Source organism: Gordonia sp. NPDC003376 (assembly GCF_053589235.1).
The window spans coordinates 1-14,572 of the sequence record NZ_JBSFRM010000023.1; the positions used below are offsets into that span (position 1 = coordinate 1).

15 protein-coding genes and 2 pseudogenes are annotated in these 14,572 nt (G+C 66.5%); 7 read left to right on the forward strand and 10 right to left on the reverse strand.

Annotated elements, in window-relative coordinates:
* Positions 1 to 402: 402 nt before the first annotated feature.
* The gene (locus ACWDUA_RS19740) at positions 403 to 1,239 is read left to right on the forward strand and encodes an SGNH/GDSL hydrolase family protein (RefSeq protein ID WP_449752706.1); all 837 of its coding nucleotides are present in this window, start codon (positions 403 to 405) and stop codon (positions 1,237 to 1,239) included.
* Between the two features lie 12 nt (positions 1,240 to 1,251).
* On the opposite strand, the gene ACWDUA_RS19745 is transcribed toward ACWDUA_RS19740, so the two are convergent.
* The 9 genes and pseudogenes from ACWDUA_RS19745 to ACWDUA_RS19785 all read right to left on the reverse strand — a co-directional run.
* Positions 1,252 to 1,569 (reverse strand): EthD family reductase, encoded by a 318-nt coding sequence (locus tag ACWDUA_RS19745; RefSeq protein WP_449752707.1) that lies wholly within the window; start codon positions 1,567 to 1,569, stop codon positions 1,252 to 1,254.
* A complete protein-coding gene (gene paaK, locus ACWDUA_RS19750; RefSeq protein WP_449752708.1) occupies positions 1,566 to 2,900 on the reverse strand; it encodes a phenylacetate--CoA ligase PaaK in 1,335 nt (444 codons plus the stop codon). Before paaK ends, ACWDUA_RS19745 begins: the two co-directional genes overlap by 4 nt.
* A gap of 22 nt (positions 2,901 to 2,922) precedes the next feature.
* On the reverse strand, positions 2,923 to 4,092 hold the full coding sequence (paaE, locus tag ACWDUA_RS19755) for a 1,2-phenylacetyl-CoA epoxidase subunit PaaE (protein WP_449752771.1): 1,170 nt from the start codon (positions 4,090 to 4,092) through the stop codon (positions 2,923 to 2,925).
* Entirely contained in the window at positions 4,089 to 4,604 is a 516-nt protein-coding gene (gene paaD, locus ACWDUA_RS19760; RefSeq protein ID WP_449752709.1) for a 1,2-phenylacetyl-CoA epoxidase subunit PaaD, read from the reverse strand. Before paaD ends, paaE begins: the two co-directional genes overlap by 4 nt.
* 1 nt (position 4,605) lies before the next feature.
* Complete coding sequence (paaC, locus tag ACWDUA_RS19765) at positions 4,606 to 5,562, reverse strand: 1,2-phenylacetyl-CoA epoxidase subunit PaaC (RefSeq protein ID WP_449752710.1); 957 nt, start codon at positions 5,560 to 5,562, stop codon at positions 4,606 to 4,608.
* A 10-nt stretch (positions 5,563 to 5,572) separates the two neighbouring features.
* Positions 5,573 to 5,866 (reverse strand): 1,2-phenylacetyl-CoA epoxidase subunit PaaB, encoded by a 294-nt coding sequence (gene paaB / locus ACWDUA_RS19770; protein ID WP_449752711.1) that lies wholly within the window; start codon positions 5,864 to 5,866, stop codon positions 5,573 to 5,575.
* Complete coding sequence (paaA, locus tag ACWDUA_RS19775; RefSeq protein WP_449752772.1) at positions 5,863 to 6,807, reverse strand: 1,2-phenylacetyl-CoA epoxidase subunit PaaA; 945 nt, start codon at positions 6,805 to 6,807, stop codon at positions 5,863 to 5,865. The genes paaB and paaA overlap by 4 nt, the downstream gene beginning before the upstream one ends.
* Before the next feature lie 106 nt (positions 6,808 to 6,913).
* Complete coding sequence (locus ACWDUA_RS19780) at positions 6,914 to 7,693, reverse strand: enoyl-CoA hydratase/isomerase family protein (protein ID WP_449752712.1); 780 nt, start codon at positions 7,691 to 7,693, stop codon at positions 6,914 to 6,916.
* Positions 7,690 to 7,912: pseudogene (locus ACWDUA_RS19785) on the reverse strand (3-hydroxyacyl-CoA dehydrogenase family protein); the annotation flags it as partial. The gene ACWDUA_RS19780 and the pseudogene ACWDUA_RS19785, both read right to left, overlap by 4 nt.
* A 384-nt stretch (positions 7,913 to 8,296) precedes the next feature.
* Here ACWDUA_RS19785 and ACWDUA_RS19790 point away from each other — a divergent pair.
* The 3 genes from ACWDUA_RS19790 (at position 8,297) to paaI (ending at position 11,460) form a co-directional block, all read left to right on the forward strand.
* Positions 8,297 to 8,914 carry a TetR/AcrR family transcriptional regulator gene (locus ACWDUA_RS19790; RefSeq protein WP_449752713.1) on the forward strand — a complete coding sequence of 206 codons (618 nt, stop codon included), beginning with the start codon at positions 8,297 to 8,299 and terminating at the stop codon, positions 8,912 to 8,914.
* Positions 8,915 to 8,988: 74 nt separating this feature from the next.
* Positions 8,989 to 11,028, forward strand: coding sequence for a phenylacetic acid degradation bifunctional protein PaaZ (gene paaZ, locus ACWDUA_RS19795; RefSeq protein WP_449752714.1), 2,040 nt, complete (start codon positions 8,989 to 8,991; stop codon positions 11,026 to 11,028).
* A 3-nt stretch (positions 11,029 to 11,031) separates the two neighbouring features.
* Positions 11,032 to 11,460, forward strand: coding sequence for a hydroxyphenylacetyl-CoA thioesterase PaaI (gene paaI / locus ACWDUA_RS19800; RefSeq protein ID WP_449752715.1), 429 nt, complete (start codon positions 11,032 to 11,034; stop codon positions 11,458 to 11,460).
* Positions 11,461 to 11,877: 417 nt separating this feature from the next.
* On the opposite strand, the gene ACWDUA_RS19805 is transcribed toward paaI, so the two are convergent.
* Positions 11,878 to 12,801: a LysR family transcriptional regulator gene (locus ACWDUA_RS19805; protein WP_449752716.1), complete on the reverse strand. Its 924-nt coding sequence runs from the start codon at positions 12,799 to 12,801 to the stop codon at positions 11,878 to 11,880.
* 239 nt (positions 12,802 to 13,040) lie between these two features.
* Between ACWDUA_RS19805 and ACWDUA_RS19810 the strand changes: the two are divergent.
* The 3 genes and pseudogenes from ACWDUA_RS19810 to ACWDUA_RS19820 form a co-directional block, all read left to right on the forward strand.
* A pseudogene (locus tag ACWDUA_RS19810) lies at positions 13,041 to 13,373 on the forward strand (SDR family NAD(P)-dependent oxidoreductase); the annotation flags it as partial.
* A gap of 109 nt (positions 13,374 to 13,482) precedes the next feature.
* Positions 13,483 to 13,824, forward strand: a complete 342-nt coding sequence (locus ACWDUA_RS19815; RefSeq protein ID WP_449752717.1) for an SDR family NAD(P)-dependent oxidoreductase — start codon at positions 13,483 to 13,485, stop codon at positions 13,822 to 13,824.
* A gap of 69 nt (positions 13,825 to 13,893) precedes the next feature.
* Positions 13,894 to 14,553, forward strand: coding sequence for a hypothetical protein (locus tag ACWDUA_RS19820; protein WP_449752718.1), 660 nt, complete (start codon positions 13,894 to 13,896; stop codon positions 14,551 to 14,553).
* Positions 14,554 to 14,572 lie beyond the last annotated feature (19 nt).

Genomic DNA, 14,572 nt, shown 5'->3' on the forward strand with positions numbered 1-14,572 from the left:
TTCGTTGGGGATGATCTCACCCATCAACTTCGAGATCAGCTCACACGCAAGTCAGCAATCAAGCTAACCGTGTCCACTTTTTCGGGGGAACCCCAGTCGCTACGCTCCCCACCGGCTCAACCACCAAAAGCATTCCACCCATTTATGATTGAACAACCCACACCTATCGATGGTTGAGCAGGTCGTCCTCGCGAAGCGAGGCCGCCCGGCCGTCGAAACCTCTGCCACCCACGCCGGAACCCAACCACCTCCGAGGCGGTCACCTTGCCGAGCGCAGGCAACACAGGTCTCGACCGGGTATCCCGCACCGTCGACGCCGACGAACGTCACCAGTGTCCACCGAACGGGCGAATTCGACATCTCCGTAGTGCACCCAACGCCGGCTACCGCTACTTTCGCCGGGTGAAGCCGTTCTTTGTCATCGTGACGATGATGCTCATCACGCTGTCCTCCACCGTCGCCGCAGGTCTGGCGTGTGCCGCGCCGGCAGCCCCCTACTATGTTGCGCTGGGCGACTCCCGCGCCACGGGCAGCACCGCGGTGTCCTTCATCCCCGGCGACCACTGTGCCCGCACCGCCGATGGATACCCCGTCAAACTGGCAGCTGAGCTCGGCGTCTCGTTCCGCACAGTGGCCTGCAGCGGTGCGACGTCGGAACAGGTGCTCGACGGACAGCGGGTCCTCGGACTGAATCAGGCGCCTCCGCAGGTGGATGCGCTGTCGGCGGACACGAAGCTCATCACGATATCGGTAGGCGGCAACGACATCGGCTGGACCGGTCTGATCAGCCCCTGCTTCTCCTTCGTCGGCGACGCCCGGTGTCGGACGAACACCGGGATGGCCGCGCGGATCGACACCACCCTGGCCGCGTTGCCGGCCAGGATCGATCGGTTGCTCACCGAGGTCAACCGCCGCTCCCCCGATGCGCAGGTCATCGTCGTCGGTCACGGCGGCTACTTCGGTGCCAAGGGATGCTTTCCCGACGCCCCGATGAGCAGCGCCGATGCCGTCGTCGTGGCGGACTTCTTCGACCGGTTCAACGGGGTGCTGCACGATTCCGCCCACCGGGCCGGTGCCACCTACGTCGACATCGTCGGTCCGGCCCGGGGACACGATGCGTGTGCCGGCCGGAACAAGTGGTTCAACGGGTTGTGGCCGCATGGCAACGAGTCCACCCAGCATCCGACACGGCTGGGGTCGAAGGCGATGGCCGCCGAGATCCGCAAGGCCATCCGCTGACCTGCGGCCCGGTCAGCCGGCGCGAACCGACACTTCTTCCTGGGTGAACATGGTGGCACCACCGTCGGCGAAGTTGGCCACATCGGCTGCGGCCGCGCCCATCTCGGCTGACTGCAATCCGGCCTTCAACGCGTCGGCGTCGGCGAAGAACAGGTTGGCCACCGCGTAGTACGGTGGCGTCGATCCGTCGAGGGATGCCACTGGGCCCCAGGTGAATTCCTGCAGGCCGGGGATCGCGTTGGCCAGTGGGATGTGGACGCGCGCGTAGTACTCGTCGAATGCGGCGGGATCGGCGGGCTGTCCATAACAGACCGATACTCGGATCGTCATGCGGTGAACTCCTTCTGGTCTTTCGGGCGGTTGTCGACCAATCGTTGTGCCTTACCAGTCGACCGTTGCAGGCTACCGGGTTCGGCGATCTGGACGTCGACGTTCACCCCGATCCTGTCCTTGATGAGTGCACGGAGGGTGTCGGCGGCCGCACGATCCCCGGTGCGCGGGGTCTCGGGCCGGTACTCGACGCGGACGGTCAGGGTGTCCATGCGGCCCGGTCTGTCGAGCACACACTGGAATTGGGGTGCCAGGGCGGGAACGGTCAGGATCAGCTCCTCGATCTGGGTCGGGAACAGGTTGACGCCCCGCAGGATGATCATGTCGTCGCTGCGTCCGGTGATCTTCTCGATCCGTCGCATCGATCGCGCCGTCCCCGGCAGCAGACGCGTCAGATCGCGGGTGCGGTATCGGATGATGGGCATCGCCTCCTTCGTGAGCGAGGTGAAGACCAGCTCGCCTGGCAACCCGTCCGGCAGTACCTCACCGGTCATCGGATCGATGATCTCCGGGTAGAAATGATCCTCCCAGATGTGCAGCCCGTCCTTCGTTTCGACGCATTCCTGCGCGACCCCCGGACCCATCACCTCCGACAGCCCGTAGATGTCGACGGCGTCCATGCCGAACTGCTGCTCGAGTTCGTGACGCATCTTCTCGGTCCACGGTTCGGCTCCGAAGATGCCCGTGCGCAACGATGTGGCGGCCGGGTCGAGGCCCTTGGTGAGCATGGCGTCGAGAATGGTGAGCATGTACGACGGCGTCACCATGATCGCGTCGGGACGGAAGTCCTCGATCAGCTGGATCTGGCGTTCGGTCATACCCCCGGACATCGGGATCACGGTGCACCCGAGTCGTTCTGCGCCGTAGTGGGCACCGAGTCCCCCGGTGAACAACCCGTAGCCGTAGGCGACATGCACCTTGTCGCCCGGACGCACACCGCCCGCCCGCAGACTGCGTGCCACCAGGTCCGCCCAGTTGCCGAGGTCGTTGGCGGTGTAGCCCACCACGGTGGGATGTCCGGTGGTGCCCGACGACGCGTGGATCCGTGCCACCTGGTCCTGGGGGACGGCGAACATCCCGAACGGGTAGTTGGCCCGCAGGTCTGCCTTCCCGGTGAACGGGAACAGCGACAGATCGGCGAGTTCGGTCAGGTCGGACGGGTGTACGCCCCGTTCGTCGAAGGCCCGACGGTAGTGCTCGACGTTGTCATAGGCGTGCTGCAATGACCATCGCAGCCGCTGCAGTTGCAGGTCGGCGATCTGATCTCGTGAGGCGTATTCGATGTCGGCGGTGTCGGGAGCGCCGGCCGGGGTGGACAAGGTGCTGGTCATCGCTGAGCTCCAGTTCGGGTGGTCAGGCGTCGAAGTCGACGGTCACGGTGTCTGAGACGGGGAAGGCTTGACAGGTGAGGACGAAACCGGCGTCGACCTCGGATTCCTCGAGAGCGTAGTTGCGGCGCATGTCCACCTCGCCGCACGTCACCTTGGCACGACAGGTGCCACACACTCCGCCCTTGCACGCGAACGGCATGTCGGCGCGCAGTTGTTCACCGGCGTCGAGCAGCGTTTCGTCCTGGGGCAGGTCACCGGTGACGACCCTGCCGTCGAGCACGATGGTCACCGCGCTGGTGGGTCCGGTGACGCCGGGTTCGCGGTGACGTTCGACCGCCGGCGCCGCCCCCTCGACAAAGAACAGTTCGTGATGGATCCGGTCGGCGCCGATCCCGCACTCCCGCAGGGTCTGACGTGCGCCGTCGACCATCTCGAGCGGACCGCACAGCCAGGCGTGATCGATGTCGTCCACGGCGACGACGGATGCCAGGATCTCACCGAGCCGTTCCCGGTCGAGGCGTCCGCTGAACAGTTCCACATCCCGGGGTTCGCGGGAGAGCACATGGATGATCTCGATCCGAGATCGGAACTCGTCCTTGAGATCTGCGAGTTCCTCGGCGAACATCACCGACCGGGTACGTCGGTTGACGTAGATCAGGGTGACCGCGGCCGCCGGGTTGGCGAGCACCGACGATGCGATCGACAGGATCGGGGTGATGCCCGACCCGGCGGCGATCAGCAGGTGCCGGGCGGCGGTGCCCGGATCCGCGTGGAAGGCACCCGAGGGAGGTTGTACGTCGATCCGGTCCCCCGCCCGGACCTCGCGTACCAGCCACGTGGAGAACAATCCGCCGGCGACCTCGCGGACCCCGACCCTCGGCGACTCGCCGGCGGCCGCACAGATCGAATACGTCCGCCGGTGTTCGACACCGTCGATCTCGCGACGCAGCGTCAGCGACTGGCCCGGCCGGAAGACGAACTCGGCACGCAAGTCGTCGGGGACGTCGAACCGTACGGCGACCGCGTCGTCGCAGAGGGACTCGACGTCGGCGACGGTCAGCGTGTGGAACCGACGGGTGCGGGCATTCTCACGCACCGACTCACCGATCCTGGACCGGATGTCGGGGACGGGATCGGCAGCGGTGGGATCGGCGACGGTGGGATCGGCGACGGTGGGGCTGCTCATCGTCAGATCTCCTTCACATGGTCGAAGGGTTCCCCGCAGTCGATGCAACGATAGTGTGCCTTGCACAGGGTTGCGCCGAATTCCGAGATCAGTTCGGTTCGGCCGGAATCGCATTGGGGACACCGCACCGGTCGTGACCGGACGGTCAGGGTCAGCGGGACGGGGCCCGGGGCACGACGTGGTGCGGCACCCGGGGCCGAGTATCCGGCCTGCTGCAGTTTGCGTCGTCCGGCCTCGGAGATCCAGTCGGTCGACCATGCCGGGTGCAGTGCAGTGTGGATCTCCACCTGCAGGTGGCCGTGTCGGTTCAGGGCCGCGGTGATGTCGTCCCGGATCGTGGCCATCGCCGGGCACCCCGAGTAGGTCGGCGTGATCGTCACCCGTACTCCGCCGGACCCGTCGGGGTCGACGTCGACCGCCCGGATGATCCCGAGATCGTCGAGGGTGACCATCGGCATCTCCGGGTCGAGGACCGCTCCGACGATCTCTCGGGGGGCGATGGTTGTGGCGCAGTCCATCTCACCAGACCCCTTCCGGGTGGGCGCGGGCGACGGACTGCATCTCGGCGAGGATGTAGCCCATCTGCCCGGTGTGCAGTCCGGTCCGTCCGGCCCGGCCCGCCACCCTCCCGATCCGGGGTCCGGGAACGAGTTGGGTCTCGGCGGCAGACAACACCTGCGTGATCACGGCGTCGAACTCGGCGCGCAGGGTACTCGGATCGACCCCGACACCGGACCGGGCGAGGATGCGTTCTTCGGTGGTGGGGACGAACAGTTCGTCGACGTAGGGCCACACCGATGCCAGGGCAGCCGAGAGCCTGCGCCGGGATTCCGCAGTCCCGCAACCGAAGGTGACCACCCAGCGCGCCGCATAGTCGCGGTGATAGGTCAACTCCTTGACCCCCTTGCTCGCGACGGCGGCGAGGACGGGGTCCGCCGATGTCCGGAGGCGGTCGAACAGGGCCAGTCGCCAGGTGGCGAAGACCAGCAGTCGGACGATGCTCTGCGCGAAGTCGCCGTTGACGAGTTCGACGAGATGTACGTTGCGGAAGTCCGATTCGTCCCGGAAGTAGGCCAATGCGTCGTCGGCCGGGATCGGTGAGGTCGCCGAGATCACCGGTACCGTCGAATCGTCGGCCGCGGCGGCCCGCGCGAGCAGCAGCCGCGCCTGCCCGAGGAGATCGAGGCCGATGTTGGCCAGCGCCACCTCTTCTTCGAGTTCGGGTGCGTGGGCACACCATTGGGCCAGTCGCTGGGCACTGATCAGCGCATCGTCACCCAGCATCAGGCAGTAGGCACTCAGTGCGGCCGGGTCGACGTCGTTCGGCACCGAGGTGTCGACGCCGGCGAGTGGGTCGTCGAAGCCGGTTCCGAATGCCCACTGTCCATGGGTTTCCGGATCGTCGAGTCCCCCGTACGTGTGGTCCCCGGCGGTGTGGTCGGTGTGGTCGGTGTGGAGATGGTCATGTTCGGTCATCAGGTCACGCTCACATGTGGGGGACGGAATCGGGGATGTCGTAGAAGGTGGGGTGTCGGTACACCTTGTCGCCGCTCGGGGCGAAGAACGGGTCCTTCTCGGCAGGGCTGGTGGCGACGATGTCGTCGGAGCGGACCACCCAGATACTCACCCCTTCGTTGCGCCGGGTGTAGACGTCACGCGCATGCCGCAGGGCCATCGCGTCATCGGCCGCGTGCAGCGATCCGACGTGGACGTGGTTGAGTCCCCGCTTACCACGGATGAACACCTCGTACAGTGGCCATTCGGCCTGGATCCGGCTCATCGGACGTCTTCCCGTTCCCGGGCGGCACATGCGGTGGCGGCGTCCCGAACCCAGGCACCGTCCTCGTGGGCGGCACGTCGCACCGCGATGCGCTCGATGTTCGTGGCCCCGTTGCCCTTCACGACCTCCATGAACTCGCTCCAGTCGGGTTCGCCGAAGTCGTGGTGGCCGCGGTCGGCGTTCCACACCAGGTCGGGGTCGGGAAAGGTGACGCCGAGCGCCTCGGCCTGCGGAACACTCATGTCGACGAAGCGTTGGCGCAGTTCGTCGTTGGTGTGGCGTTTGATCCCCCACGCCATCGACTGCGCGGTGTTGGGTGAGGAGTCGTCGGGTGGGCCGAACATCATCAGCGCCGGCCACCACCATCGGTTCACCGACTCCTGGACCATCCGCCGCTGCGCGGGGGTGCCCCGCATCATCGTGATGAGCAACTCGTAGCCCTGACGCTGATGGAAGGACTCCTCCTTGCAGACCCGGATCATCGCCCGGGCATACGGACCGAACGAGGTGCGGCACAGCGGAACCTGATTGCAGATCGCGGCACCGTCGACCAGCCAGCCGATGGTGCCGACGTCGGCGAAGGTCGGGGTCGGATAGTTGAAGATCGAGGAGTACTTCTGGCGTCCGTCGATGAGTTTGCCGGTGAGGTCGGCCCGGTCGGCGCCCAGGGTCTCGGCGGCCGAGTACAGGTACAGGCCGTGACCGGCCTCGTCCTGGACCTTGGCCATCAGGATCGCCTTGCGGCGCAACGACGGGGCACGGGTCAACCAGTTCCCCTCGGGCTGCATCCCGATGATCTCCGAGTGCGCATGCTGTGCGATCTGACGGATCAGTGTGCTGCGGTAGCCGTCGGGCATCCAGTCGCGGGGTTCGATTCGTGCGCCGTCGGAGACGGTCTGGTCGAACTGTGCTGCCAGATCGTCGGATACGTTGGTGTCCATGAGATTCGAGGTGGACATCGAGCCTGCTTTCAATACCGAATAATCGGTCGGTAATAGTATGCGGGAAAGTGACCCGGGACACAAGGGCGCCTGCGCCCGTCCCGGGTCAGCTCCCGACGAACCGTGGGGTGGTCTTGGCGAGAAAGGCCGTGACCGCACCCTTGTGGTCAGCGGTGGCGCCCAGCCGCGACTGCGCCCTCGCCTCTCGTTCGAGGGTCTCGGCGAGCGTGGCGTCCGACGCCCGCAGGAGATCCTTGACCTCGACGAAGGCCGCGGTGGGGCCTGCGGCCAGGGTCTCGGCGATTCCCTGGGCCACGTCCTGCACGTCGGCGTCGTCGACGAGTCGATGCACCAGGCCCCAGTCGGCCGCCTGTGTTGCGGACACCTTGTCGCCCAACAGCATCAAACCGGATGCCCGGCTGGGGCCCAGGATGGCCACCAGGCCGCGACTCAGGCCCGAGTCGCTCGCCAGGGCGATACCGGTGAAGGCGGTCGCGAACGAGGTACGGGTACCCGCCACGCGGATGTCGGCGGTCAGCGCGATACCCCATCCGGCCCCCACACAAGCGCCCTGGATCGCCGCGATCACCGGGACGCGCAGAGCTTCGAGTGCTTCGACCAGCGGATTATAGTGCTGGGCAACAGTATCCATTGCGGTGGTCGCGTCGGCCTCGAGTGCGGTGACGTGGTCACCGAGATCCTGTCCAACGCAGAAGTTCTCGCCCTCGGCACGCAGCAGTACCGCCCGGACCGAGTCGTCCTCGGAGACGGCACGTACCGCCCGCAGGAATGCGGTCTTGGTGGTCAGATCGAGCGCGTTGTGTGCGGCGGGGCGGTCGATGGTGATCGTCGCCAGGGCGCCGCTCACCTCCATGGTCACGGTCATCGTCGGTCATCCTCCCAGTCGTAGAATCCGCGTCCGGACTTGCGCGGCGAGCTCACCGCGGACGACTCTGTCGCGCAGGAGTTCCGGTGCGGCGAATCGGTCACCCAAGGTGTCGGCGAGACGGTCGGCGACGGCCGGCCGCACATCCGGACCGACCCGGTCGGTGGAGCGTATCGGACCCGTCGGATGCCGGTGGCCGAGTTCCATGGCGCGGCCGACGCCGCCACCCAGCGGCGTACGCGTTCCGGGCCCTCGGCGAGCGTCACCGATGCGCCGAGGCCCGCGAAGACCTGCGCGATCCCCCACCCATCCGTCCACCTCCGATCACGCCGACCTGGGCGGGGGTTGTCGCTCATCGTTTCCTCTCCAGACATGCGGTCATCCGTTCGTGCTCGCCCTCGGACCCGGAGCGCACCGCCTGCGCGTGTCGTCGGCCCACGCGTGCGCGTCGTGGGCGCGTCGACGTGGGGTCTTCGTCGGCCGCAGTGCCAGCCGTGATTCCTCGGGGTGTACGAACAATTAATAACCGAACCTTCGGTCGGTATCAAGACCCCGTCGACGCTGTGCCCCATTCCGCACCCCCACGAGTGGAAGGATGGCGACATGAGCACCAGACCCGTCACGCGCCGTACCGGCAAACCCGGTCGCCCGGGATACGACCTCGACTCGCTGCTCGCGGTGGCGGTGAAGGTGTTCAACGAGAAGGGCTACGACGGGACGTCGATGGACGTTCTCGCCGACCGACTCGGCCTCAGCAAGTCCTCGATCTACCACCACGTATCCGGGAAACAAGAACTGCTCGAGCTCGCACTGAACCGCGCCCTCAACGCGCTGTTCGCGGCCACCACCGAGTCCCCGAGTACCGAGGGTCCGTATATCGATCGGCTGAAGTACCTGGTCAGACGCAGTGTAGAGATCCTGATCGCCGAGCTGCCGTACGTCACCCTGCTACTTCGGGTCCGCGGCAACAGCGCCGTCGAACGCCGCGCCCTGGCCCGCCGGCGCGAATTCGACGCATTCGTCACCGACCTCGTCGAACAGGCCGCGCAGGAGGGCGACCTCGACCCCGACATCGATCCGGCCCTCGTCGCCCGCCTGCTGTTCGGCACCGTCAACTCGCTCATCGAGTGGTACCGGCCGCGTGCCGGCGCCGACGCCGACACCATCGCCGACGCGATAGTCCGGATGAGCTTCGAGGGGTTGGGCCGCACCACCCCCTGACGAACGCCCTTGACATCCACCGCCGTCCGGCCCATCGTAATTACCGACCGAATGGACGGTGGATGGAGTCGGATGTGAGCACTCTGCTCGAGAGTTACACGCAAGGCCGCTGGTGTGGCGCAACCGATCGGGGTGTGCCCGTGCACAGCGCGGTCGACGGCTCGGAGGTGGCCCGGATCTCGGCCACCGGACTCGACCGGGCGGCGATGGTGACCTACGCACGCGAAGTCGGTGGACCGGCACTGGCCGCGCTGACCTTCCACGAGCGCGCCGCCCTGCTCAAGCAGCTCGCGCTCACCCTCATGGCCGGCAAGGACGAGTTCCATGCACTGTCCCGGCACACCGGTGCCACCACACGCGACTCGGCCATCGACATCGACGGCGGCTTCGGCACCCTGCTGAGCTATGCGAGCAAGGCTCGCCGGGAACTGCCGAACGACACCGTCCACCTCGATGGTGCTGTCGAAGTACTGGGTAGGCACGGCACATTCGTCGCACGGCACATCCACACCTCGCGACGTGGGGTCGCGGTGCAGATCAACGCCTTCAACTTCCCCGTGTGGGGATTTCTCGAGAAGCTCGCCCCGGCCTTCATCGCAGGCGTGCCGTCGATCGTCAAACCCGCGAGCACCACCGCCTACCTCACCGAACTCGTCTTCCGTCGGATCATCGAATCCGGTGTGCTGCCAGAAGGTTCGGTGCAACTGTTGTGCGGGAGCGCAGGCGATCTCCTCGATCATCTCGACGGCCAGGACTCGGTGGCGTTCACCGGGTCGGCGGGTACCGCGGCGATCCTGCGCGCCCACCCACAGGTGGTCTCCGCCGCGGTGCACTTCACCGCCGAGGCGGACTCGCTCAACGCTTCGATCCTCGGTCCCGACGTCGCTCCCGCCGATCCCGAATTCGACTTGTACGTCGAGCAACTCGTGACGGAGATGACCACCAAGGCCGGACAGAAGTGCACTGCCATCCGACGCGCACTGGTGCCTGCCTCCCTCGTCGATGCGGTCGTGGCGTCCGCATCCGAACGACTGGCGGAGGTGGTGGTGGGCGACCCGGCGGATCCCCACGTCCGGATGGGTGCGCTCGCGGGACTCGAGCAGCGCGACGAGGTCCTGACCTCGCTTCGTGGACTGACCAAGTCGGCCGAGATCGTCTTCGGCGATCCCGAGCACGTCGACGTCGTCGGCGCCGATCCCGCACGCGGCGCGTTCCTCTCACCGATCCTGTTGCGTGCCACCGACAAGAACGCACCCGAGCCCCACGACATCGAGGCATTCGGCCCGGTGGCAACGGTCATCGGCTACACCGGCGCCGACGACGCGGTCGACCTCGCCGCACGCGGCAAGGGCAGCCTGGTGGCGTCCCTGGTGACCAGGGACTCGGTTCTCGCCGGACAGATCGTCCGCGGACTGGCCGCCTACCACGGTCGTGTGCTGGTGCTGAACGCCGAGAATGCCCGGGAATCCACCGGTCACGGCTCTCCGCTACCGGTCCTGGTGCACGGCGGTCCCGGTCGTGCCGGCGGCGGTGAGGAGCTCGGTGGCATCCGCGGCATCCTGCATCATATGCAGCGCACCGCGGTCCAGGGCACCCCGAATGTGCTCACCGCGGTCGGCCGCCAGTGGGTGACCGGTGCCGACCGCGCCGAATCCGAGATCCACCCGTTCCGAAAGGATCTGGGAGCGTTGCGCCTCGGCGACACCATCGTCGGCGGGCACCGGCACGTCACCCGCGCCGACATCGACCACTTCGCGGAGTTCACCGGCGACACCTTCTACGCGCACACCGATCCCGAGGCCGCCGCGGCCAATCCACTGTTCGGCGGGATCGTCGCGCACGGATACCTGGTGGTGTCGTTGGCGGCCGGACTGTTCGTCGATCCCGCGCCGGGGCCAGTGCTCGCCAACTTCGGTGTCGACGGCCTCCGCTTCCTGACCCCGGTGAAGGCCGACGACACTCTCACCGTCACCCTGACCGCAAAGCAGATCACCCCGAGGCAGAGTGCCGACTATGGCGAGGTGAGGTGGGATGCCGTGGTGTCCAACCAGAACGGTGACCCGGTCGCCACCTACGACGTCCTGACCCTGGTGGCCAAGCCGGAACTGGACTGACCCATGTCAGCCTCCGATTCCCCGGTTGTCACCGACCATCCGATCGCCCGCCGTATGTTCGACGCCGACGTCGCATCACACTCGTCGGGGATCGTGCTCGAAGAGCTCGGTCCGGGCAGTTCGCGAATGTCCATGCAGATCAACGCAACCATGGTCAACGGTCATGGGATGACACACGGTGGCTTCGTGTTCCTCCTCGCCGACACCGCATTCGCGATGGCCTGCAACAGCGGTTCGGATGCCGCGGTCGCCGCACGGGCCGACATCCGCTTCCTTCGTCCGACCCGCCTCGGCGACACGCTCGTCGCCGAGGCCATCGAGCGGGAACGATTCGGCCGCAACGGTATCTACGACGTCACGGTGCGGTGTGGCGACCATGTGGTGGCCGAGTTCCGCGGCGACAGTCGCACCATCGCGCCTGCCGCCGGTTGATTCCACCCCTCCGCCGGATCGAGCCCGACACAATCGGACCATCACACCCCAGTCGATGGTCCGGCCGACGCGGACACAATCCATCGCCGGCCACAGAGGTTTCGACGACCGGGCGACCTCGCTACGCGAGGACGACCTGCTCAACCACCCAAGAACTCCGCGCCCTCCGCCGGATCGAGCCCGACAGCCGGACGACCTGTCAACCACCAGTACGTTCCGCTCCCTCCGCCGGATCGAGCCCGACACAGTCGGACCATCACACCGCAGTCGATGGTTGAGCCGACGCGGAGCGCAGCGACAAGTCGAGTCGAAACCCCCGCCGGCCGAACCCGGAACGCAACCACCACCCGATGCGGGCACGTACCATCGCAAGATGCCGAGGGTCTCGACAGCACAGTTGACCTCGCCATGGCGAGGTCACGTCCAGGCGTGATCCTTCGTCGCACCGCCGAAGGCCCGGACCACCTCTCTGGCGGCCCGAACCATCGGCGAGGAGTCATTCGACCGCGAGCACAGGCACAGTGACGAGGGCTCGACGTCGGACACCTGGACGAAGACCACCTCGGGGTGGACGTGGGCGGACGGAACGAACTCGCCGGTGATCGAGATCCCGTTCCCGTCGGCGACCACCTCCAGCAACTCGCTCATGGTGTGAACCGACGGGCCGTAGACCACCGGCCGCCCGCTCGGCCGGGGATCGCACGCCCACCATCGGACCCACACCGCGTCGGCCGCGTCGTCGGTGACGTGCACCTCTCCGTCCAGATCCGCCAGCATCACCGAGTCCCGTTGGGCCAACGGGTGTTCCACCGGCAAAGCAACCACTCGACCCTCGCGACACAGCAGATCGAACCGGAGACCTTCCGGATCGGCGACCGGCGGCCGCATCAACGAAACGTCGACCACACCCTTCTGAACCGCGAATGCCTGTTTGTCCCAGGCGAGTTCGACAAGGTCGATCTCGCATTCGGGATGCCGGTCACGCAACTGGGCGAGGAGACGGCGTGCTTGCGGGGTCATGGACGCGGTCATGAATCCGATCCGCAATCGCGCAGATTCGTCTCGCACCGCCTCCACCGCACGCGTCGCCGACTGCAACAACACGCGCGCCTCGGCGAGTAGCCGATCTCCGGCCCGTGTCGGGCGCAACGGATGCGCCGAGCGATCCAGAAGCTCGGTACCCAGCCGCCTCTCGAGTTTGCGGATCTGCTGCGACAGCGCCGGCGCGCTGATGTACAGCGCGTCTGCCGCGCGACCCAGGTGCCCCTCGTCGACGACGGCGACGAAGTAGTGGACTTGTCGCAGATTCAGATCGATGGCCGATGCCATTTCGGATGCCACGGGTGGTGCACTCCTTCTACCTGGCAGGTTAAGCATCAGGCTAACAGATCGACTTCGGGAATGTAATGGACATCACAGTCGGTGTGCGAGAAGGTTGTGATGCGCGACCGGCAGCCCCGGCGCCGATCCGAAAACCGATGCAGTGCAAAGCATCAACTCAATCGACACGGTCCGGCACGCCTCTCACGACGGCGGCCGGCCTGGTCGTCGAGATCCACCGTCTTCTGGGAGAACAATCAATGACGAACGTATCGACCCCTCCGCAGCGCGCCCTGGTCACCGGTGCGGCCTCCGGGATCGGCAAGGCCATCGCGACCGAGGTCATCGCGCAGGGCGGTCGGGTCCTGGCCCTCGATCTCGATGCCGAGGGAATGGCGCTCGGCGCCAAGGAATTCGGTGACGCCTACGTGCCCTTCGCCGGCAGCGTGACCGATCCGGGAGAGGTCGAGGAGGCGGTGGCCCACGCGGAGGTCCAGCTCGAGGGGCCGCTGGACAGCCTGTTCAACGTCGCGGGCGCCCTGCGACCGGCACCGATCGTCGACCTCGCGGTCGAGGACTGGGACTTCACCATCGACGTCGTGTTGCGTGGGGTCTTCCTGTGCACCAAGTACGCCGCCAGGTCGATGATCGCAGGCGGCAAGGGGCGGGGCGATCGTCAACATCGCGTCGGTCAACGCCCACATGCCGCTGTACGCCGGCAGTGCCTATGCGGCAGGCAAAGCCGGTGTCGAGATGTTCAGCAAGAACGCCGCGCTCGAACTCGCCCGCCACGACATCCGGGTGAACACCGTGCTTCCCGGCCTCGTCGACACCCCGATGGCCGGCTTCATCATCCAGAACGACGGCATCATGGGCGAGTTCAACGAGAACGCCGTGATCAAGCGTCCGGCGAATCCCTCGGAGCTCGCCAAACCCTCGGTGTTCCTTGCCAGTTCGGCCGCGAGCTACATCACCGGAACCAGCCTCGTCGTGGACGGTGGCTACGAGATCGGCGGATACCCCGACCTCAGTCGCTACCTCTGAACCACCTTTCCCGTCAGCCCATCCGGCGCCGGACAGCGATCCGCCGCCACCGCACCACCAGGAGAATCCATGACCACCATCGCTTCCACCGAACAGTCCGCCGCGCCGCAGACCCCCTACGAGCATGAGCTGGTGCACATGTTCGACGACATCGACACCTTGATCGAGCAGGAGAAGAATCCCACCCATCGGCGCATCCTGGTCAATTACCGCCGCCACGGGCTCCTCGAGGTGTCCGGCCGGTATGACGAGCTGCTCGCCGAGAACATGACCGTCCGACACCCGCACTACCGCCTGTTCGAGGGAGGCCAGGGGGTGATCCTCGACGGGATGGAGCAGGTCCACGAGTTCTACCGGACCCTCGCCGACATCGACATGCTCGTCATGTGGACCGGACGCCAGAAGATGGCCGTCGCCGACTGGGGGTTTGCCGGGGAGGCCGAGTTCAACCAGTTCGTCCCCGGAAAGATGCTTGGCGACAATGTGTTCGCCTCGATCGGGGACGATGCCGCCGAGAGTGCTTACGACCCGGATGCCTACTACCTCGTCCGGCGGACGCTGGCATTCGTCTGGCCCTACGACGAGGACGTGCGGATGATCGGTGAGCACGTCTACGAGGACAGCTCCTCCAAGCAGATCACCAAGGTGGACAAGGCCGATGTGATCACGGGCACCCGCGCCGCCGAGCTCCTGGCGCCGCTGATCGACAAGTACTCCCTGGAAGGCTGAGTCCCCGAACGGAATCGGC